The 14764-nt window shown below is 69.8% G+C and carries 14 protein-coding genes; 11 read left to right on the top strand and 3 right to left on the bottom strand.

Annotation, left to right across the window (positions count from 1 at the left end; translation table 11 throughout):
- The first annotated feature begins 130 nt into the window (after positions 1-130).
- The 5 genes from cydD to cydX are packed head-to-tail and all read left to right on the top strand — an operon-like array spanning position 131 to position 6527.
- Positions 131-1828: a thiol reductant ABC exporter subunit CydD gene (gene cydD / locus AC3WQR_RS07700; RefSeq protein WP_492741649.1), complete on the top strand. Its 1698-nt coding sequence runs from the start codon at positions 131-133 to the stop codon at positions 1826-1828.
- On the top strand, positions 1825-3537 hold the full coding sequence (gene cydC / locus AC3WQR_RS07695) for a thiol reductant ABC exporter subunit CydC (RefSeq protein ID WP_492741647.1): 1713 nt from the start codon (positions 1825-1827) through the stop codon (positions 3535-3537). The genes cydD and cydC overlap by 4 nt, the downstream gene beginning before the upstream one ends.
- A 51-nt stretch (positions 3538-3588) precedes the next feature.
- On the top strand, positions 3589-5208 hold the full coding sequence (locus AC3WQR_RS07690; protein WP_095947372.1) for a cytochrome ubiquinol oxidase subunit I: 1620 nt from the start codon (positions 3589-3591) through the stop codon (positions 5206-5208).
- Entirely contained in the window at positions 5205-6359 is a 1155-nt protein-coding gene (gene cydB / locus AC3WQR_RS07685; RefSeq protein ID WP_159277448.1) for a cytochrome d ubiquinol oxidase subunit II, read from the top strand. The genes AC3WQR_RS07690 and cydB overlap by 4 nt, the downstream gene beginning before the upstream one ends.
- Positions 6360-6377: 18 nt before the next feature.
- Positions 6378-6527, top strand: coding sequence for a cytochrome bd-I oxidase subunit CydX (gene cydX / locus AC3WQR_RS07680; RefSeq protein WP_062475789.1), 150 nt, complete (start codon positions 6378-6380; stop codon positions 6525-6527).
- 51 nt (positions 6528-6578) lie between these two features.
- Here the strand turns inward: cydX and AC3WQR_RS07675 are convergent, their stop codons facing one another.
- Positions 6579-7172, bottom strand: a complete 594-nt coding sequence (locus AC3WQR_RS07675) for a GbsR/MarR family transcriptional regulator (RefSeq protein ID WP_492741646.1) — start codon at positions 7170-7172, stop codon at positions 6579-6581.
- Between the two features lie 50 nt (positions 7173-7222).
- Positions 7223-8269, bottom strand: a complete 1047-nt coding sequence (locus AC3WQR_RS07670) for an AraC family transcriptional regulator (RefSeq protein WP_492741645.1) — start codon at positions 8267-8269, stop codon at positions 7223-7225.
- Positions 8270-8408: 139 nt separating this feature from the next.
- On the opposite strand from AC3WQR_RS07670, the gene AC3WQR_RS07665 reads away from it, so the two are divergent.
- Genes AC3WQR_RS07665 through AC3WQR_RS07640 form a run of 6 tightly spaced genes read left to right on the top strand, consistent with a single transcriptional unit; the run spans position 8409 to position 13747 of the window.
- Positions 8409-9968 carry a long-chain-fatty-acid--CoA ligase gene (locus AC3WQR_RS07665; protein WP_492741644.1) on the top strand — a complete coding sequence of 520 codons (1560 nt, stop codon included), beginning with the start codon at positions 8409-8411 and terminating at the stop codon, positions 9966-9968.
- 50 nt (positions 9969-10018) lie between these two features.
- Positions 10019-11203, top strand: a complete 1185-nt coding sequence (locus AC3WQR_RS07660) for a lipid-transfer protein (protein ID WP_159272320.1) — start codon at positions 10019-10021, stop codon at positions 11201-11203.
- A gap of 14 nt (positions 11204-11217) precedes the next feature.
- On the top strand, positions 11218-11658 hold the full coding sequence (locus AC3WQR_RS07655; RefSeq protein WP_070059441.1) for a MaoC family dehydratase N-terminal domain-containing protein: 441 nt from the start codon (positions 11218-11220) through the stop codon (positions 11656-11658).
- Positions 11659-11672: 14 nt separating this feature from the next.
- Positions 11673-12089 (top strand): MaoC family dehydratase, encoded by a 417-nt coding sequence (locus AC3WQR_RS07650; RefSeq protein WP_492741642.1) that lies wholly within the window; start codon positions 11673-11675, stop codon positions 12087-12089.
- Positions 12090-12126: 37 nt separating this feature from the next.
- Complete coding sequence (locus tag AC3WQR_RS07645) at positions 12127-12957, top strand: SDR family NAD(P)-dependent oxidoreductase (RefSeq protein ID WP_070059439.1); 831 nt, start codon at positions 12127-12129, stop codon at positions 12955-12957.
- Position 12958: 1 nt separating this feature from the next.
- Positions 12959-13747: an enoyl-CoA hydratase/isomerase family protein gene (locus tag AC3WQR_RS07640; RefSeq protein ID WP_492741641.1), complete on the top strand. Its 789-nt coding sequence runs from the start codon at positions 12959-12961 to the stop codon at positions 13745-13747.
- 21 nt (positions 13748-13768) lie between these two features.
- On the opposite strand, the gene AC3WQR_RS07635 is transcribed toward AC3WQR_RS07640, so the two are convergent.
- Complete coding sequence (locus AC3WQR_RS07635; RefSeq protein WP_492741640.1) at positions 13769-14686, bottom strand: DUF2167 domain-containing protein; 918 nt, start codon at positions 14684-14686, stop codon at positions 13769-13771.
- Positions 14687-14764: the final 78 nt, after the last annotated feature.

Genomic DNA, 14764 nt, shown 5'->3' with positions numbered 1-14764 from the left:
CCCTTTTTCTTCCCATTCCTTTGCAAATCTGTTGCCTTCGGGCTTCAGAGCGGGCAGTCTGCGCGAACTGCCCCTGTTGTGTATGATTGTGAATCTTTCAGTAAATACTGAAAATACACAAACTCAAGGAATGACAGAACCATCGCCGCCACGATCGCCGTTGAAGGCTTTCACGTCGCCCGACATCGGCAGCGTGGTGCAAGGCGTCGCGGCGCTCGCGTGGCTGCCGCAGGCGGCGCTGCTGGCGATGGCGGTGCAGGGCCTGGCCAGCGGCGAGGGCATGGCCGCCGTGCTGTGGCCGGCGGTGGGCATCCTCTTGCTCGGCCTGCTGCGCGCGGGCTGCGAAGCCTGGGGCGTGCGCCGCACTTTCGGGCGCGCGCGGGCGCAATTGACGGCCTTGCGCGCGCAGACCGCAGCCGCATTGGCGGCCGGTTCGCCGCTGGACCGCGAACGCGCGCCCTCCGGCCTTGCGGCCAGCGTGCTCGCCGAACAGGCCGAGGCGCTGGTGCCGTACCTCGTGCGCTACCAGCCCGCGCGCTGGCGCGCGACGGTGGTGCCGCTCTTCCTGCTCGCGGCCGTGGCCTGGTTCTCATGGGCTGCGGCGCTGGTGCTGCTGGTGGCGGCGCCGCTGATCCCGATCTTCATGGCCATCGTCGGTTGGCGCGCCAAGGCGGCCAGCGAGGCGCAGATGGTCGAGATGGGCGGCATGAACGCCTTCCTGCTCGACCGCCTGCGCGGCCTGGCCACGCTGCGCGCGCTGGACGCGGTCGACGCCACGGCCGACCGGCTCGGTGCCTCCGCGCAGTCGCTGCGCCAGCGCACGATGGCGGTGCTGCGCATCGCCTTCCTGTCGTCGGCGGTGCTGGAGTTGTTCTCCGCGCTGGGCGTGGCGCTGGTTGCGGTCTACATCGGTTTCCATCTGCTGGGCTCGCTCGGCTTCGGTGCCTGGGGCCAGCAACTCAGCCTGGGCGAAGGCCTGTTCGTGCTGTTGCTGGCGCCGGCCTTCTTCGAGCCGCTGCGCGAGCTGTCGGCAGTCTGGCACGACCGCGCGGCCGGCGAGGCGGCGCTGCAGGCGCTCGACGACATGCAAGGCGGCGCGCTGCCGTTGCCCGGCGCGGGCGTCGCGGTCACGCGCGCAGCCACCGGCGCCGCCGGTGCAGGGGCCGCGCCTGCGGTGACAGTCCATGGGCTGCATTTCTCCTGGCCCGGCGAGTCGACGCCGCTCTTCGACGGGTATGAATTGCGCATCGGTGCCGGCGAGCATGTCGCGCTGGCCGGCCCGAGCGGATCGGGCAAGACCGCGCTGCTCTCGCTGCTGGCCGGGCTGATGCCGGCCACACGCGGCGAGATCGCCATTGGCGGCGTGCCGCTCACCGAACACACGGCCGCCGCATTGCGCCAGCGCACGGCGTGGATGGGACAGAAGCCCCACGTCTTCGCCGGATCGGTCGAAGCCAACGTGGCACTGGGCCGCGCCGACATCGGCGCGCCCGAGGTCGCCGAGGCGATGCGTTTCGCGGCGCTCGACGACGTGGCGCAGGCCCATCCCGGCACCGCGCTGGGCGAGGGCGGCAGCGGCCTGTCGGGCGGCGAGGCCGTGCGGCTGGCGCTGGCGCGCGTCGCGGTGCATCCGCATGCCGACCTGATCCTGGCCGACGAGCCCACGGCCCACCTGGACACCGCCACCGCCGCGCGCGTGGCCGACGCACTGGTGGCGCTCGCCCGTGGCCGGACCTTGATCGTCTCGACCCACGACCCGGTGCTGGCCGCGCGCATGGACCGCACGGTGAGCCTCGGACCCGAGCCGCCGGTGGAGAAGGCCGCATGAGCCGCCACGCCACCCGTTCCCCCCGCTGGCGCGACCTGCGCCTCGTGCTGCGTCCCTTCCTCGCGACCCAGCCGCGCGCCTTGCTGCTGGGCTGCCTGCTGGCCGCTGTCACCGTGCTCGCGGGCATGGCGCTGCTGGGCCTGTCGGGCTGGTTCATCACCGCGACCGCACTCGCGGGCCTGCATGCGGCCACGGCCTTCACCTTCGATGTCTTCATGCCCTCGGCCGGCATCCGGCTGCTGGCGCTCGGGCGCACGGGGTCGCGCTACGGCGAGCGGCTGGTCACGCACGACGCCACCTTCGCCGTGCTTGCCGAACTGCGCGTGCGGCTGTTCCGCGGCTGGGCGCGCCCCGAGGCCGCGCGCGACCTGCTGATGCGGCCGGCGCGGCTGCTGTTCCGTCTCACGTCCGACATCGACGCGCTCGAGTCGCTCTACCTGCGCCTGTTCGTGCCCGCCGCCGCGGCGTTCGGCGCGGCGCTGCTGGCGGGCATCGTGCTCGGCTTCATGCATGTGGGGATGGGCGTGGTGATCGCGCTCTGGCTCTGCGCCGTCGGCTGGGGGCTGGCGTTCCTCATCGCGCGGCGTGCGCGGCAGCCGGCGCGGCAGCGCGCCCATGCCGTGGAAGCGCTGCGCGCGCGCGCCGTCGACCTGGTCGCAGGCCAGGCCGATCTCGCGATGGCCGGCCGGCTCGACGCCCAGCGCGCCGCGCTCATGAATGCCGACGCGCACCTCGCGCAGGCCGATCTCGCACTGAACAAGCTCGAAGCCGCGGCCGGTTTCGCCTATGGCAGCGCGGGCACGCTGACGCTGGTCGGCGTGCTGCTGGCTGTCGGCGCATTGGTGAGCGAAGGCGTCATCGGCGCCCCCGGCGCGGCGCTCGCGTTGCTGATCGCGCTCACTGCCACCGAGCCGTTCGCGGCGCTGCGGCGTGGCGCGCTCGACGCGGGGCGCACGTGGCTGGCCGTGCGCCGGCTGGCACCACGGCTCGACCCTTCAGTGGAAGAGGGCGCACGCCCCTCTCGCAACGTACAGACGGCAGCCGTGCAGGTCGACCAGCTCACCGTCATGCACCCCGGCAGCCTCGTCGAAGTGCTCAGCGGCGTGTCGCTGCACCTGAACGCGGGCGAGCGCGTCGCACTGGTCGGCGCCAGCGGCGCGGGCAAGTCCACGCTGCTTTCCGTGGTCGCCGGCGACCTCACGCCACGCGCCGGTCAGGTGCAGGCGCAACCGGCCTGTCTGCTGACCCAACGCACCGAACTCTTCCAGGACAGCCTGCGCGACAACCTTCGCCTTGCTGATCCCCAAGCCAGCGACGAGCGCCTGTGGACCGTGCTGCTCGCCGCCGGCCTCGACGCCGACGTGCGCGCGCTGGCCACCGGCCTCGACACGCGCCTGGGCGAAGGCGGCCTCGGCCTCTCGGGCGGGCAGTCGCGCCGGCTCGCGCTCGCGCGGCTGCTGCTGCGCCCGGTGCCGCTGTGGCTGCTCGACGAACCGACCGAGGCGCTCGACGCCGCCACCGCGCACGACGTGCTGCAGCGCTTGGCGCAGCAGGCCGGCGCGCGCACGCTGCTGATCGCCACGCACCTGCGCCGAGAAGCCGCGCTGGCCGACCGCCTCGTGTGCATGGCGCAGGGCCGCATCGTCGCCGACCTGCGCCGTGGCACGGAGGCCTTCGAGGCTGCGCTGCGCGGCCTGCGCCCCGATTGATGAGTTGACCGACCGAGCAACGAACGAACAGAACACATAAAGGAAGCCCCCATGGACCTTGACATCGTCGCGCTCTCGCGCCTGCAGTTCGCCGTGACGGCGCTGTACCACTTCCTGTTCGTGCCGCTCACGCTCGGACTGTCGATCATCCTGGCCATCATGGAGACGGTCTACGTGATGACCGGGCGCGTCATCTGGCGCGACATGACCAAGTTCTGGGGCGTGCTGTTCGGCATCAACTTCGCGATGGGCGTGGCCACCGGCATCGTGATGGAGTTCCAGTTCGGCATGAACTGGAGCTACTACAGCCACTACGTCGGCGACATCTTCGGTGCGCCGCTGGCCATCGAAGGGCTCATGGCCTTCTTCATGGAAGCGACCTTCGTGGGCCTGTTCTTCTTCGGCTGGGACAAGCTCTCGAAGGTAGGCCACCTCACGGCCACCTGGGCCGTGGCCATCGGCTCCAACTTCTCGGCGTTGTGGATTCTCATTGCCAACGGCTGGATGCAGAACCCCGTGGGGGCGGCCTTCAATCCCGCGACCATGCGCATGGAGGTGACCGACTTCGCCGCCGTGCTGACCAACCCGGTGGCGCAGGCCAAGTTCGTGCACACCGTGTCGGCCGGCTATGTGTGCGCCGCTGTGTTCGTGCTCGGCGTGTCGGCGTGGTACCTGCTCAAGGGCCGCCACATCGAACTGGCCAAGCGCTCGATGACCGTGGCCGCATCGTTCGGCCTGGCCGCCGCGCTGTCGGTGGCGGTGCTGGGCGACGAGAGCGGCTACCTCTCGGGCGAACACCAGAAGATGAAGCTGGCCGCCATCGAAGGCATGTGGGAGACGCAGCCCGCGCCCGCCGCCTTCACCGTGATCGGCTTCCCCGACCAGAAGGCGCGCGAGACGCACTACGCGATCCACATCCCGGCGGTGATGGGCCTCATCGGCACGCGCTCGCTCAACACCGTGATGCCCGGCATCGACGAGCTCGTGAAGCGCGCCGAAGCCCGCATCCGCGAGGGCCTGAAGGCCTACGACGCGCTGCAGAAGATCCGCGAGGCCGGCGGCGCCGACAAGGTCACGCAGGGCGTGCGCGGCGACTTCGAGGACAACGGCATCAACATGGGCTACGCGCTGCTGCTCAAGCGCTACGTGGACGACCCGCGCCAGGCCACCGACGAGCAGATCGCCAAGGCCGCATGGGACACCGTGCCGCAGGTGGCGCCGCTGTTCTGGCTGTTCCGCGTGATGGTGGGCATCGGCATGCTGCTGATCCTGTTGACGGGCACCTTCTTCGTGCTGTCGGCGCGCCGCGCGCTCGACCGCCACCGCTGGCTGCTGAAGGTGGCGGTGTGGGCGATTCCGCTGCCGTGGATCGCCATCGAGTCCGGCTGGCTGGTGGCGGAGTTCGGCCGCCAGCCCTGGGTGATCGAGGGCGTGCTGCCGACCGCGGTGGCCGTGTCGAACCTGGGCGTGACGACCTTGCTGATCACGCTCGCGGGCTTCATCGCGATCTACACCACGCTGCTCATCATCGAGATGAAGCTGATGCTCAAGGCCATCCGCAAGGGGCCCGAGGTCGAGCATGCGCCCACCGAGGGCGATGCGCGCTCGCACATTCCGCCGGCGCGTGCCGCCACGTCTTCCTCTTCTGCCTCGACCGGGAGCGCCGCATGATCCTCCACACACTCCTCGACTACGACACCCTGCGCTTCATCTGGTGGCTGCTGATCGGTGTGCTGCTGGTCGGCTTCGCGGTGACCGACGGCTTCGATCTGGGCGCCGGCATGCTGCTGCCCTTTGCCGCGCGCAACGACATCGAGCGCCGCGTGGTCATCAACAGCGTGGGCCCGGTGTGGGAGGGCAACCAGGTGTGGCTCATCCTGGGCGGCGGCGCCGTCTTCGCGGCCTGGCCGCAGCTGTACGCCGTGTCGTTCTCGGGCTTCTACCTGGCGATGTTCGTGATCTTGTCGGCGCTGATCCTGCGGCCGGTGGCCTTCAAGTTCCGCAGCAAGCGCGAGTCGCCGCAGTGGCGCGCGCGCTGGGACGGCGTGCTGTTCTTCAGCGGCTTCGTGCCCGCGCTGATCTGCGGCGTGGCTGTGGGCAACGTGCTGCAGGGCGTGCCGTTCCGCTTCGGCGCCGACATGCACATCTTCTACGACGGCAGCTTCTTCGGCCTGCTGAACCCCTTCGCCATCCTCTGCGGGCTGGTGTCGGTGGCGATGCTGGTGATGCACGGCGCGGCCTGGCTGCTGCTCAAGACCGCCGGCCCGGTGGCCGAGCGCGCGCGCAGCTACGGCATGGTCGCGGCGGTGCTCACGCTCGTGTTCTATGCGCTGGCCGGCGTGTGGCTGGCGATGGGCATCGGGGGCTTTCGCATCAGCAGCGTGGTCGACGCGGTGGGCCCGTCGAACCCGATGCTCAAGACCGTCGAGCTGCATGCCGGCGCCTGGATGGGCAATTACGCGGCGCACCCCTGGACCATCGCCGCGCCGGCGGCGGGCTTCGTCGGCACGCTGGGTGCGCTGCTCGGGCTGGTGCTGCGCCGGCCGGGATTCGCGCTGTTGGCCGCGGCGCTGGGCATCGCCGGCATCATCCTGAGCGTGGGCGCGTCGATGTTCCCGTTCATCCTGCCCTCGTCGATCGACCCGCGCGCCAGCCTCACGGTGTGGGATTCGTCGTCGAGCCACCTGACGCTGTTCATCATGCTGGTGGTCACCGCGATCTTCATCCCGATCATCGTGGCCTACACCACCTGGGTCTACCACGTGCTGTGGGGCAAGGTCGACGAGCAAGCCATCCGCGACGAGAGCGGACACGCCTACTGAAACGGGAAGGAAAAAGACATGTGGTACTTCGCCTGGATCCTCGGCCTGCCGCTGGCCGCCGCCTTCGCCGTGCTCAACGCCATGTGGTACGAGCTGATGGACGACGAGGCCATCCGCAAGGAAAAGCTCGGCACGCCGGAAACCCCGCAGGGACAGGAACGGCTGTGACGGCTGTGAAGGCGTAGCCCTTCGCCTGTTTCCTTCGCCTCGTGGCGCGACTCAGGTTTCGCCCGCGGGGCCCTTGCCGCTCTTCTTGGACGCACCGCCCGTGAGGCGGTCCTTGAGCGTCAGCACCTTCGTCACCGTCGCGCCCATGCCCATGAGCTGCATCGCAGTCTCGGGCGCCAGCCGCTGCACGTCGTCGAACCATTTCATCAGCCGGTCGATCAGGTCGTGCATCTCGCGCATGCGGGCCTGCGCGTGGCGCTCGGCGTCGCTGGTGGGCGATTCGAGCAGCGCGTTGCGCAGCATCGAGAGCGTGGGCTCGATCTCGCGGCGCCGGCGTTCCTCGGCCAGCACGCGGAAGATTTCCCACACGTCCTTCGGCGCCTCGAAGTACTCGCGGCGGTCGCCCGCGTGGTGGCGCAGGTGCACGAGGCGCCAGGCCTGCAGCTCCTTCAAACCCATGCTCACGTTGGAGCGCGAGAACTCCAGCATCTCGGCGATCTCGTCGGCATTGAGCGCGCGCTCCGACAGGAAGATCAGCGCGTAGATCTGGCCGACGGTGCGGTTGATGCCCCACTTGCTGCCCATCTCGCCGAAGTGGGCGACGAACTGGCGGTTGAGGGGAGGGAGGTCGGGTGCGGAAGCCATGCGGTGGATTGTCGCGCGAGATGGCTGTAGTTTCAGGATTGTCTGAAAACTCAAGCCTGCGGGTCGGTGCCCGATTCCGGATTCGGCCGGCGCCGGTACGACCCCGGCGCCCCACCGGTCCAGGTCTTGAACGCGCGCTGGAACGCCGCGCTGTCCGAAAAGCCCAGCTCCTCGGCCAGCGCCGCCAGCGGCACGGTGCTGGTGTTCAGGCGCACGATGGCCACGTCGCGCCGCAGCTGGTCCTTGAGCGACTGGAACGAGGTGCCCTCGGTGGCCAGGTGGCGCTGCAGCGTGCTCACCGACATGTGCAGGCTGCGCGCCGCCGTGGCCAGGTCGACCCAGGCCGGGCGGTGCTGCTGCAGCACGGTGCGCACGCGCGCGCTCACCGCCAGCTCGCCCAGCGGCGGCAGGATCACGTGCGCCGGCGCCGCCGCCAAGAAGTCGCGCATGGCCCGCGCGTCGCGGTGGATCGGCGTGGCCAGCGCGCTGGCGTCGAACCACACGGCCGACAGCGGCTGGCCGAACTGCAGCGGCGCGGGAAACACCTTGTTGTAGCGCGCGGCGTAGGGCGGCTGCTCGAAGCCGAAGTCGAAGCGGCGCGCCGTCAGTCGGCCGCCGTGCAGCCAGGCAAAGAGCCGCCAGTACACGCGCAGCATCAGCTCGTGCAGGAAGTTCAGCGGCGCGCTCGGCATGCCCTGCACCCGCAGGCCGAAGCCCGCAAGCGGCCCTTCGTGCAGCAGCACCATCTCGAGGTCGTCCTGCAGCAGGCTGAAGGTGCGGGCCACGCGCCGCAGCGCCACTTCGAGCGTGGGGGCGCCCAGGGTGGCGCGCGTCATGAGCGCGAAGCTGCCCCGGCGCAGGCGGCGCGACAGGAAGCACAGGGCCTCGTCGTCCAGCCGCTCCATCAGCAGCGCGAACAGCGCCACGTACTGCTCGGCCGTGACGCGCGCGCCCGGCGCGTCGAGCAGGGCGGGGGCGATGCCGGCGTCCTGCAGCGCGGTGTCGATGCAGATGGGCGCGTCGTCGCCGCGCGCACGCACGCCCGAGAGCATGCCCTGGACGAACACGATCGGGATGGTGACAGGCGGTTGCAGCATGCGTGAGCAGATCAGACCCGGTGGCGGCGCGGGTGTCGATTGAGGTTTTCTGCCATGCGGGCGATGCGAAGCGCAATCGCCGCGGCACGGCGCGGTTTCTACCATGCGCCTACACAAGAACCGAACGGAGACAACCGCCATGTACCAGACCCAGTCGCTGCACCGCAGCGTGCAGCAGCACCCCGACCGGATCGCCGTGCGCGCTTCCGGCCGTACCCTGAGCTTTCGTGCGTATGCCGAGCGCGTCGCGCGCCTGGCGGGCGCCCTGCAGGGGCTCGGCATGCAGGCGGGTGACCGCGTCGCCATGCTGGCGCTCAACTCGGCGCGCTACCTCGAATACCAGATGGCCGTGCCCTGGGGCGGCGGCGTGCTCAACCCCTGCAACATCCGCTGGTCGGCGGCCGAAATTTTGTACTCGCTGGACGACTCGGGCTCCACGCTGCTGCTGGTGGACGACACCTTCCGCGCGGTGGTCGAGCAGATGCGCGGGCAGGCGACCAGCCTGCGCGAGGTGATCTACTGCGGCGACGGCCCCACGCCGCCCGGCATGCTCGGCTACGAGGCGCTGCTGGAGGCCGTCTCGCCCGTGCCCGACGCCGGCCGCTGCGACGACGATCTGGCCGGCATCTTCTACACCGGCGGCACCACGGGTTTTCCCAAGGGCGTGATGCTGAGCCACACCAACATGGGCAGCTCGGGGCTGGCCTTGCATGCCGAAGGCCTGGCCTCGCCCGAGGGCTGCTACCTGCATGCCGCGCCGATGTTCCACCTGGCCGACATGGGCCTGGCCGCGCCGCACTGGCTGGAGGGCAACACGCACGCGATCATCCCGGCCTTCAACCCCGAGGCGGTGCTGAACGCCATTGAACAAGACCGCGTCACGCACGCGCTGCTAGTGCCCACCATGATCCAGATGCTGGTGGACCATCCGGCGATGCGCGAGCCGCGCGACCTCGGCAGCCTGAAGTGCATCACCTACGGCGCCTCGCCGATCTCGGAGGCGGTGCTGACCCGCGCGATGGCGGCCTTCCCGGGCGTGGACTTCGTGCAGGCCTACGGCATGACCGAGCTGTCGCCGCTGGCCACCGTCAACCCCGCGCGCAACCACACGGCCGAAGGCCAGCGCCGGGGCAAGCTGCGCTCGGCCGGCCGCGCCAGCTACTGCACCGAGGTGCGCATCGTCGACGCCGAGGGCCTCGAGGTGCCGCGCGGCACGGTGGGCGAGGTCGCGGTGCGCGGCCCCAACGTGATGCAGGGCTACTGGAACCAGCCCGCGCAGACGGCCGCAGCCGTGCGCGGCGGCTGGATGCACACGGGCGACGGCGCCTACATGGACGACGACGGCTACATCTTCGTGGTCGACCGCCTGAAGGACATGATCATCAGCGGCGGCGAGAACATCTATTCGGCCGAGGTCGAGAACGCCATCAACCAGCACCCGGCCGTGGCGGCCTGCGCGGTCATCGGCATCCCCAGCGAGGAGTGGGGCGAGGCCGTGCATGCGGTGCTGGTGCTCAAGCCGGGCCAGCAGCTGGCGGCCGACGCCCTCATTGCGCATTGCAAGGCGCTGATCGCCAACTACAAATGCCCGCGCAGCGTGGCGGTGGTCGAGGCGCTGCCGCTGTCGGGTGCGGGCAAGGTGCTCAAGACCCGGTTGCGCGAACCGTTTTGGCAAGGGCGCCAACGAAGCGTAGCCTGAGCCCTGTTCCTCTTCCCATTTCACTCACTCATTCACTTCAGGAGCCCCTCATGAGCCAGGATGTCCACGTCGTCGGTGTCGGCATGATCCCCTTCACCAAGCCGGGCGCGAACCAGCCCTACCCGCAGATGGCCGCGCACGCCACCAACGCCGCCTTGAAAGACGCCGGCATCGGCTACGAGCTGGTGCAGCAGGCCTACGTCGGCTACGTGTACGGCGATTCGACCGCCGGCCAGCGCGCGCTGTACGAAGTGGGCATGACCGGCATTCCGGTCGTCAACGTCAACAACAACTGCTCCACCGGCTCGACCGCGCTGTTCCTCGCGCGCCAGGCAGTGGCCAGCGGTGCGGCCGACTGCGTGCTGGCGCTGGGCTTCGAGCACATGAGCCCCGGCGCGCTGGGCGCGGTGTTCAACGACCGCCCGAGCCCGTTCGATCACTTCGAGTCGATCACCGACGAGCTGGTCGGCAACGAGCAGGTGCCGCTGGCGCTGCGCTACTTCGGCGGCGCCGGCCTGGCGCACATGCAGCAGTACGGCACGCAGATGTCGACCTTCGCGAAGATCCGCGCCAAGGCCAGCCGCCATGCGTCGAACAACCCGGTGGCGCTGTTCCGCACCGTCGTCACCGAAGACGAGGTGATGGCCGCGCCCGTGATGTGGCCCGGCGTGATGACGCGGCTCATGGCCTGCCCGCCGACTTGCGGCGCCGCAGCCGCCATCGTCTGCTCGCCGCGCTTCGCCGAACGCCACGGGCTGGACCGCAGCGTGCGCATCAAGGCCCAGGCCATGACCACCGACCGCGCCATCACCTTCGAGGCGCGCGACATGCGCGAGGTGGTCGGCTTCAGCATGGCGCAGGAAGCCGCGCAGAAGGTCTACGACGCGGCCGGTGTCGGCCCGCAGGACATCGACGTGGTCGAGCTGCACGACTGCTTTGCGCACAACGAACTCATCAGCTACGAAGCGCTGGGCCTGTGCCCGGTCGGCGGCGCGGAGAAGTTCGTGGTCGATGGCGACAACACCTACGGCGGCAAGGTCGTCACCAACCCGTCCGGCGGGCTGCTGTCGAAGGGCCACCCGCTCGGTGCGACAGGGCTCGCGCAATGCACGGAGCTGGTCCAGCAGCTGCGCGGCACGGCCGAGAAGCGCCAGGTCGAAGGTGCGCGGATGGCGCTGCAGCACAACCTCGGCTTGGGCGGCGCCTGCGTGGTCACGCTGTACGAACGCGTCTGAGGGCAGGGCCACCCATGATCGACAAGAAATGGATCGGCCACGAGCTGCCCGCCTCGGTGCTGCCCATCGAGCGCAGCCGGCTGCAGTTCTTCGCCAAGGCCATCGGCGAGACCGATCCGGTCTACACCGATGCCGCTGCGGCGCGCGATGCGGGTTACCCCGACCTGCCGGCACCGCCCACTTTCCTGTTCGCCGCCGAACTGGACTCGGGTGCGTCGGACCAGCTGCTCACCGACCTGCAGATTCCGTTGTCGAAGCTGCTGCATGGCGAGCAGAGCTTCAGCTACCACCGCCCCGCCTGCGTGGGAGATACGGTGACGGTGCGTTCCACCATCAGCGACATCTACGACAAGAAGAACGGCGCGCTCGAATTCGTCGTGAAGACCTCGCGCGCCACCAACCAGCGCGACGAACTCGTGGCCGAGCTGCGCACGGTCATCGTCTGCCGCCACTGAAGAAAGAACCTGCGATGACCCTCCGCTACGACACCGTGCAGGTCGGCGACGAACTTCCCGCGCTGCAGCTCCCACCGGTGAACCGCACGACGCTCGCGCTCTTCGCGGGCGCTTCGGGCGACCACAACCCGATCCACATCGACACCGACATGGCACGCCGCTCGGGCATGCCCGACGTGTTCGCGCAGGGCATGCTGGGCATGGCCTGGCTCGGCCGGCTGCTCACGCAGTGGGTGCCACAGGCGCAGTTGCGCCGCTTCGACGTGCGCTTCCAGGGCATCACGCACCTGGGCCATGCCGTGCGCTGCACCGGCCGCGTGGTCGAGAAGCTGGAACACAACGGTGAGCGCTGCGTGCGCGTGGAAGTGCTCAGCGCCAACCAGCACGGCCAGACGCGCATCGCGGGCGAAGCCCTGGTGGCGCTGCGCTGACCCCTTGAACGAACGAAAGAAAGAAGAGAGAAGAGACATGACACCCAAACTCGAAGGCAAGGTCGCCCTCATCACCGGCTCGGGCCGCGGCATCGGCCGCGCGATCGCGCTCAAGCTGGCCAGCGAAGGCGCACGCGTCGTCGTCAACGACCTCGACGCCGCACCGGCCGAAGAGACCGTGCAGGCCATCCGCGCCGCGGGCGGGCAGGCGGTGGCCTGCGTCGGCAGCGTGTCGGCGCCGGACTTCGCCGAGCGCTTCGTCGGCACGGCGGTGAACGAGTTCAAGGGCCTGGACATCATCGTCAACAACGCCGGCTACACCTGGGACAGCGTCGTGCAGAAGATGACCGACGAGCAGTGGTACGCCATGATCGACGTGCACCTGACGGCGCCGTTTCGCATCCTGCGCGCCGCACAGCCCGTGATCCGCGCGCTGGCGAAAACCGAGGGCGAAGCGGGCCGGCGCGTGGTGCGCAAGGTGGTCAACATCTCGTCGGTGGCCGGGCTCTTCGGCAATGCGGGCCAGGCCAACTATTCGACCGCCAAGGCCGGCATCGTCGGCATGACGCAGACGCTGGCCAAGGAGTGGGGCCGCATGAACGTCACGGTGAACTGCGTGGCCTTCGGCTTCATCCAGACGCGGCTCACGGCCAGCACGGCCGAGGCCACCACCGCGAACATCGAGGGGCGCGAGATCAAGGTCGGCGTCAACCCTGGCCTGCTGGCGATGATGGAGCAGTCGATCCCGCTGGGCCGCGGCGGCACGCCCGAAGAGGCGGCCGGCGCGGTGTACCTGCTGTGCGCGCCCGAGTCGGACTACGTGAGCGGCCAGACGCTCATGTGCACCGGCGGGCTCACGGGGATCTGAGATGCAGTTCGAAGAAGGCATTGCCTGGGGCGTGCAGGACGGCATCGGCCGCATCGTGCTGAAGCGGCCCGAGCGCGCCAACTCGGTCTCGCTGGCAAGCAGCCACGCGCTGGCGCGCGCCATCGACGAAGTGCTCGAAGCGGCGCCGCGCGCCATCCTGCTGACAGGCGAGGGCCGCGTGTTCTGCGCGGGCGGCGACATCGACAGCTTCGTGGCGGCCGGCGACAAGCTGCCCGAACTGGTCGACGCCATCCTCGACCGGCTGCATCCCGCGCTGCTGCGGCTGGCCCAGAACCCGGCGCCGCTGGTGGTGGCGGTGAACGGCACGGTCGGCGGCGCCGGCGTGGGGCTGGCGCTGTGCGGCGACTTCGTGCTCGCCACCGAGTCGATGAAGCTGCGCACGGGCTACGCGGCCATCGGGCTCTCGCCGGACGCGGGGAGTTCGTATTTCCTGTCGCGCCGCATCGGGCCGGTGCGCGCGCAGCAGTGGCTGATGCTGAGCGACGCGATCGACAGCGCGCGCTGCCTGGCGGCGGGTGCGGTCGATGCGCTGTACCCGGACGCCGAACTGGCGGCGGCCGCCGAAGCGCTGGTGACGCGGCTGGCGAACGGTGCCACCGCATCGTTCGCGGGCATCAAGGCGCTGTGCGGCGGTGCCACCGTGCGCCCGATCGAAGAACACTTCGAGATGGAGCACCGCCTGCTGCGCCAGCGCGCGGGCAGCGCGGATGGGCGCGAAGGCGTGAAGGCCTTCACAGAGAAGCGCGCGCCGCGCTTCTCGGGCCGCTGAGCGCGGCGGGCTGCTGCAGGCTCAGCTCTTCTTCTTGAAGAGCTTCGTGAGGCCCCACAGCGCCGCGCCGCCCGCCACCACGGCGACCTTCGCGAACTTGGCCAGGAAGGCGAGGGCGACCGCGAACAGGCCCAGCTTCTTCGCGGCGGCGCCGGCCACCAGCGCGGCCAGGCCGTAGGCGGCGACCTTGTCGGTGGACGCATTGAAGTCCGCGTACTTCTTGCCATCGTCGTACTGCAGCGCGCCGAGCAGCTTGGTGGCGTCGGGCTTGTACTTCTCGAGGTCGTTCGCGTTGGTGATGAGGTTCAGGCTCAGGTAGCCCTCGCGGCCCAGCGCGTAGGTGTTGTAGTTGACGCCGGGGTTGCCGCCGTCGCTGCCCTTCTTCTTCGACAGGGCCGACCACACCAGCCGGTGCGTCGCGGCGTCGTACTGCGGCTTCTGCGCCCAGCCCGTGACCTCGATGCCCGGGATGCCGCGCTTGGCACGTTCCTCGTTCGCGGCCTCGGTGCCTTCCTTCAGGCTGGTGAGCAGCTCGTCGGCGTTCCAGTCCTTGGCGTCGTCGTCCTTGATGTAGCCCTCTTTCACGAACTTCACGACCGCCATCCAGTCGCCGTCGTCCGCGGGAAAGATCGCGCCGATGAAGGTGTCGTCGGTGCGGTTGCCCATGCTGCGCATGAGCTGCGCGGCGGCGGGCGTCGGCACCCAGACGTAGCCGGCGGGCAGCTTCAGGTGGGCCTGGTCGCGCAGCGTGATGTCGGCGGGGCCGGCTTTCTCTACCGCTTTAGCCGCCTTGAAGGCGGCTTCCTGCTCAGCTTCGAGCGAGCTCGCTGTCGAGGCTGTGGGGGCAGTGGTGGGGGATGCGGCGTTGCTGAGGTTGGTGGCCGTCAGGGCGCACGCGAACAGCAAGCCGGCCGTCAGGCGGGCAGTATGAATACGCAAGTTCTCTCTCCTCGGTTGTTGTCGTTTCTGGTGAGACGCGAGGAGTTTATCGGCGTGCGAAGCCGCGCTGGCAGCGGG

It is taken from the genome of Variovorax sp. FW305-3-2-15-B-LB1 (assembly GCF_058787635.1).
This window is presented reverse-complemented; position numbering and strand designations above follow the sequence as displayed.

Excerpts from the sequence above, each read along its gene's own strand:
- cydD (WP_492741649.1), top strand. The coding sequence starts at position 131 with ATGACAGAACCATCGCCGCCACGATCGCCGTTGAAGGCTTTCACGTCG.
- cydC (WP_492741647.1), top strand. The coding sequence starts at position 1,825 with ATGAGCCGCCACGCCACCCGTTCCCCCCGCTGGCGCGACCTGCGCCTC.
- AC3WQR_RS07690 (WP_095947372.1), top strand. The coding sequence starts at position 3,589 with ATGGACCTTGACATCGTCGCGCTCTCGCGCCTGCAGTTCGCCGTGACG.
- cydB (WP_159277448.1), top strand. The coding sequence starts at position 5,205 with ATGATCCTCCACACACTCCTCGACTACGACACCCTGCGCTTCATCTGG.
- cydX (WP_062475789.1), top strand. The coding sequence starts at position 6,378 with ATGTGGTACTTCGCCTGGATCCTCGGCCTGCCGCTGGCCGCCGCCTTC.
- AC3WQR_RS07675 (WP_492741646.1), bottom strand. The coding sequence starts at position 7,172 with ATGGCTTCCGCACCCGACCTCCCTCCCCTCAACCGCCAGTTCGTCGCC.
- AC3WQR_RS07670 (WP_492741645.1), bottom strand. The coding sequence starts at position 8,269 with ATGCTGCAACCGCCTGTCACCATCCCGATCGTGTTCGTCCAGGGCATG.
- AC3WQR_RS07665 (WP_492741644.1), top strand. The coding sequence starts at position 8,409 with ATGTACCAGACCCAGTCGCTGCACCGCAGCGTGCAGCAGCACCCCGAC.
- AC3WQR_RS07660 (WP_159272320.1), top strand. The coding sequence starts at position 10,019 with ATGAGCCAGGATGTCCACGTCGTCGGTGTCGGCATGATCCCCTTCACC.
- AC3WQR_RS07655 (WP_070059441.1), top strand. The coding sequence starts at position 11,218 with ATGATCGACAAGAAATGGATCGGCCACGAGCTGCCCGCCTCGGTGCTG.
- AC3WQR_RS07650 (WP_492741642.1), top strand. The coding sequence starts at position 11,673 with ATGACCCTCCGCTACGACACCGTGCAGGTCGGCGACGAACTTCCCGCG.
- AC3WQR_RS07645 (WP_070059439.1), top strand. The coding sequence starts at position 12,127 with ATGACACCCAAACTCGAAGGCAAGGTCGCCCTCATCACCGGCTCGGGC.
- AC3WQR_RS07640 (WP_492741641.1), top strand. The coding sequence starts at position 12,959 with ATGCAGTTCGAAGAAGGCATTGCCTGGGGCGTGCAGGACGGCATCGGC.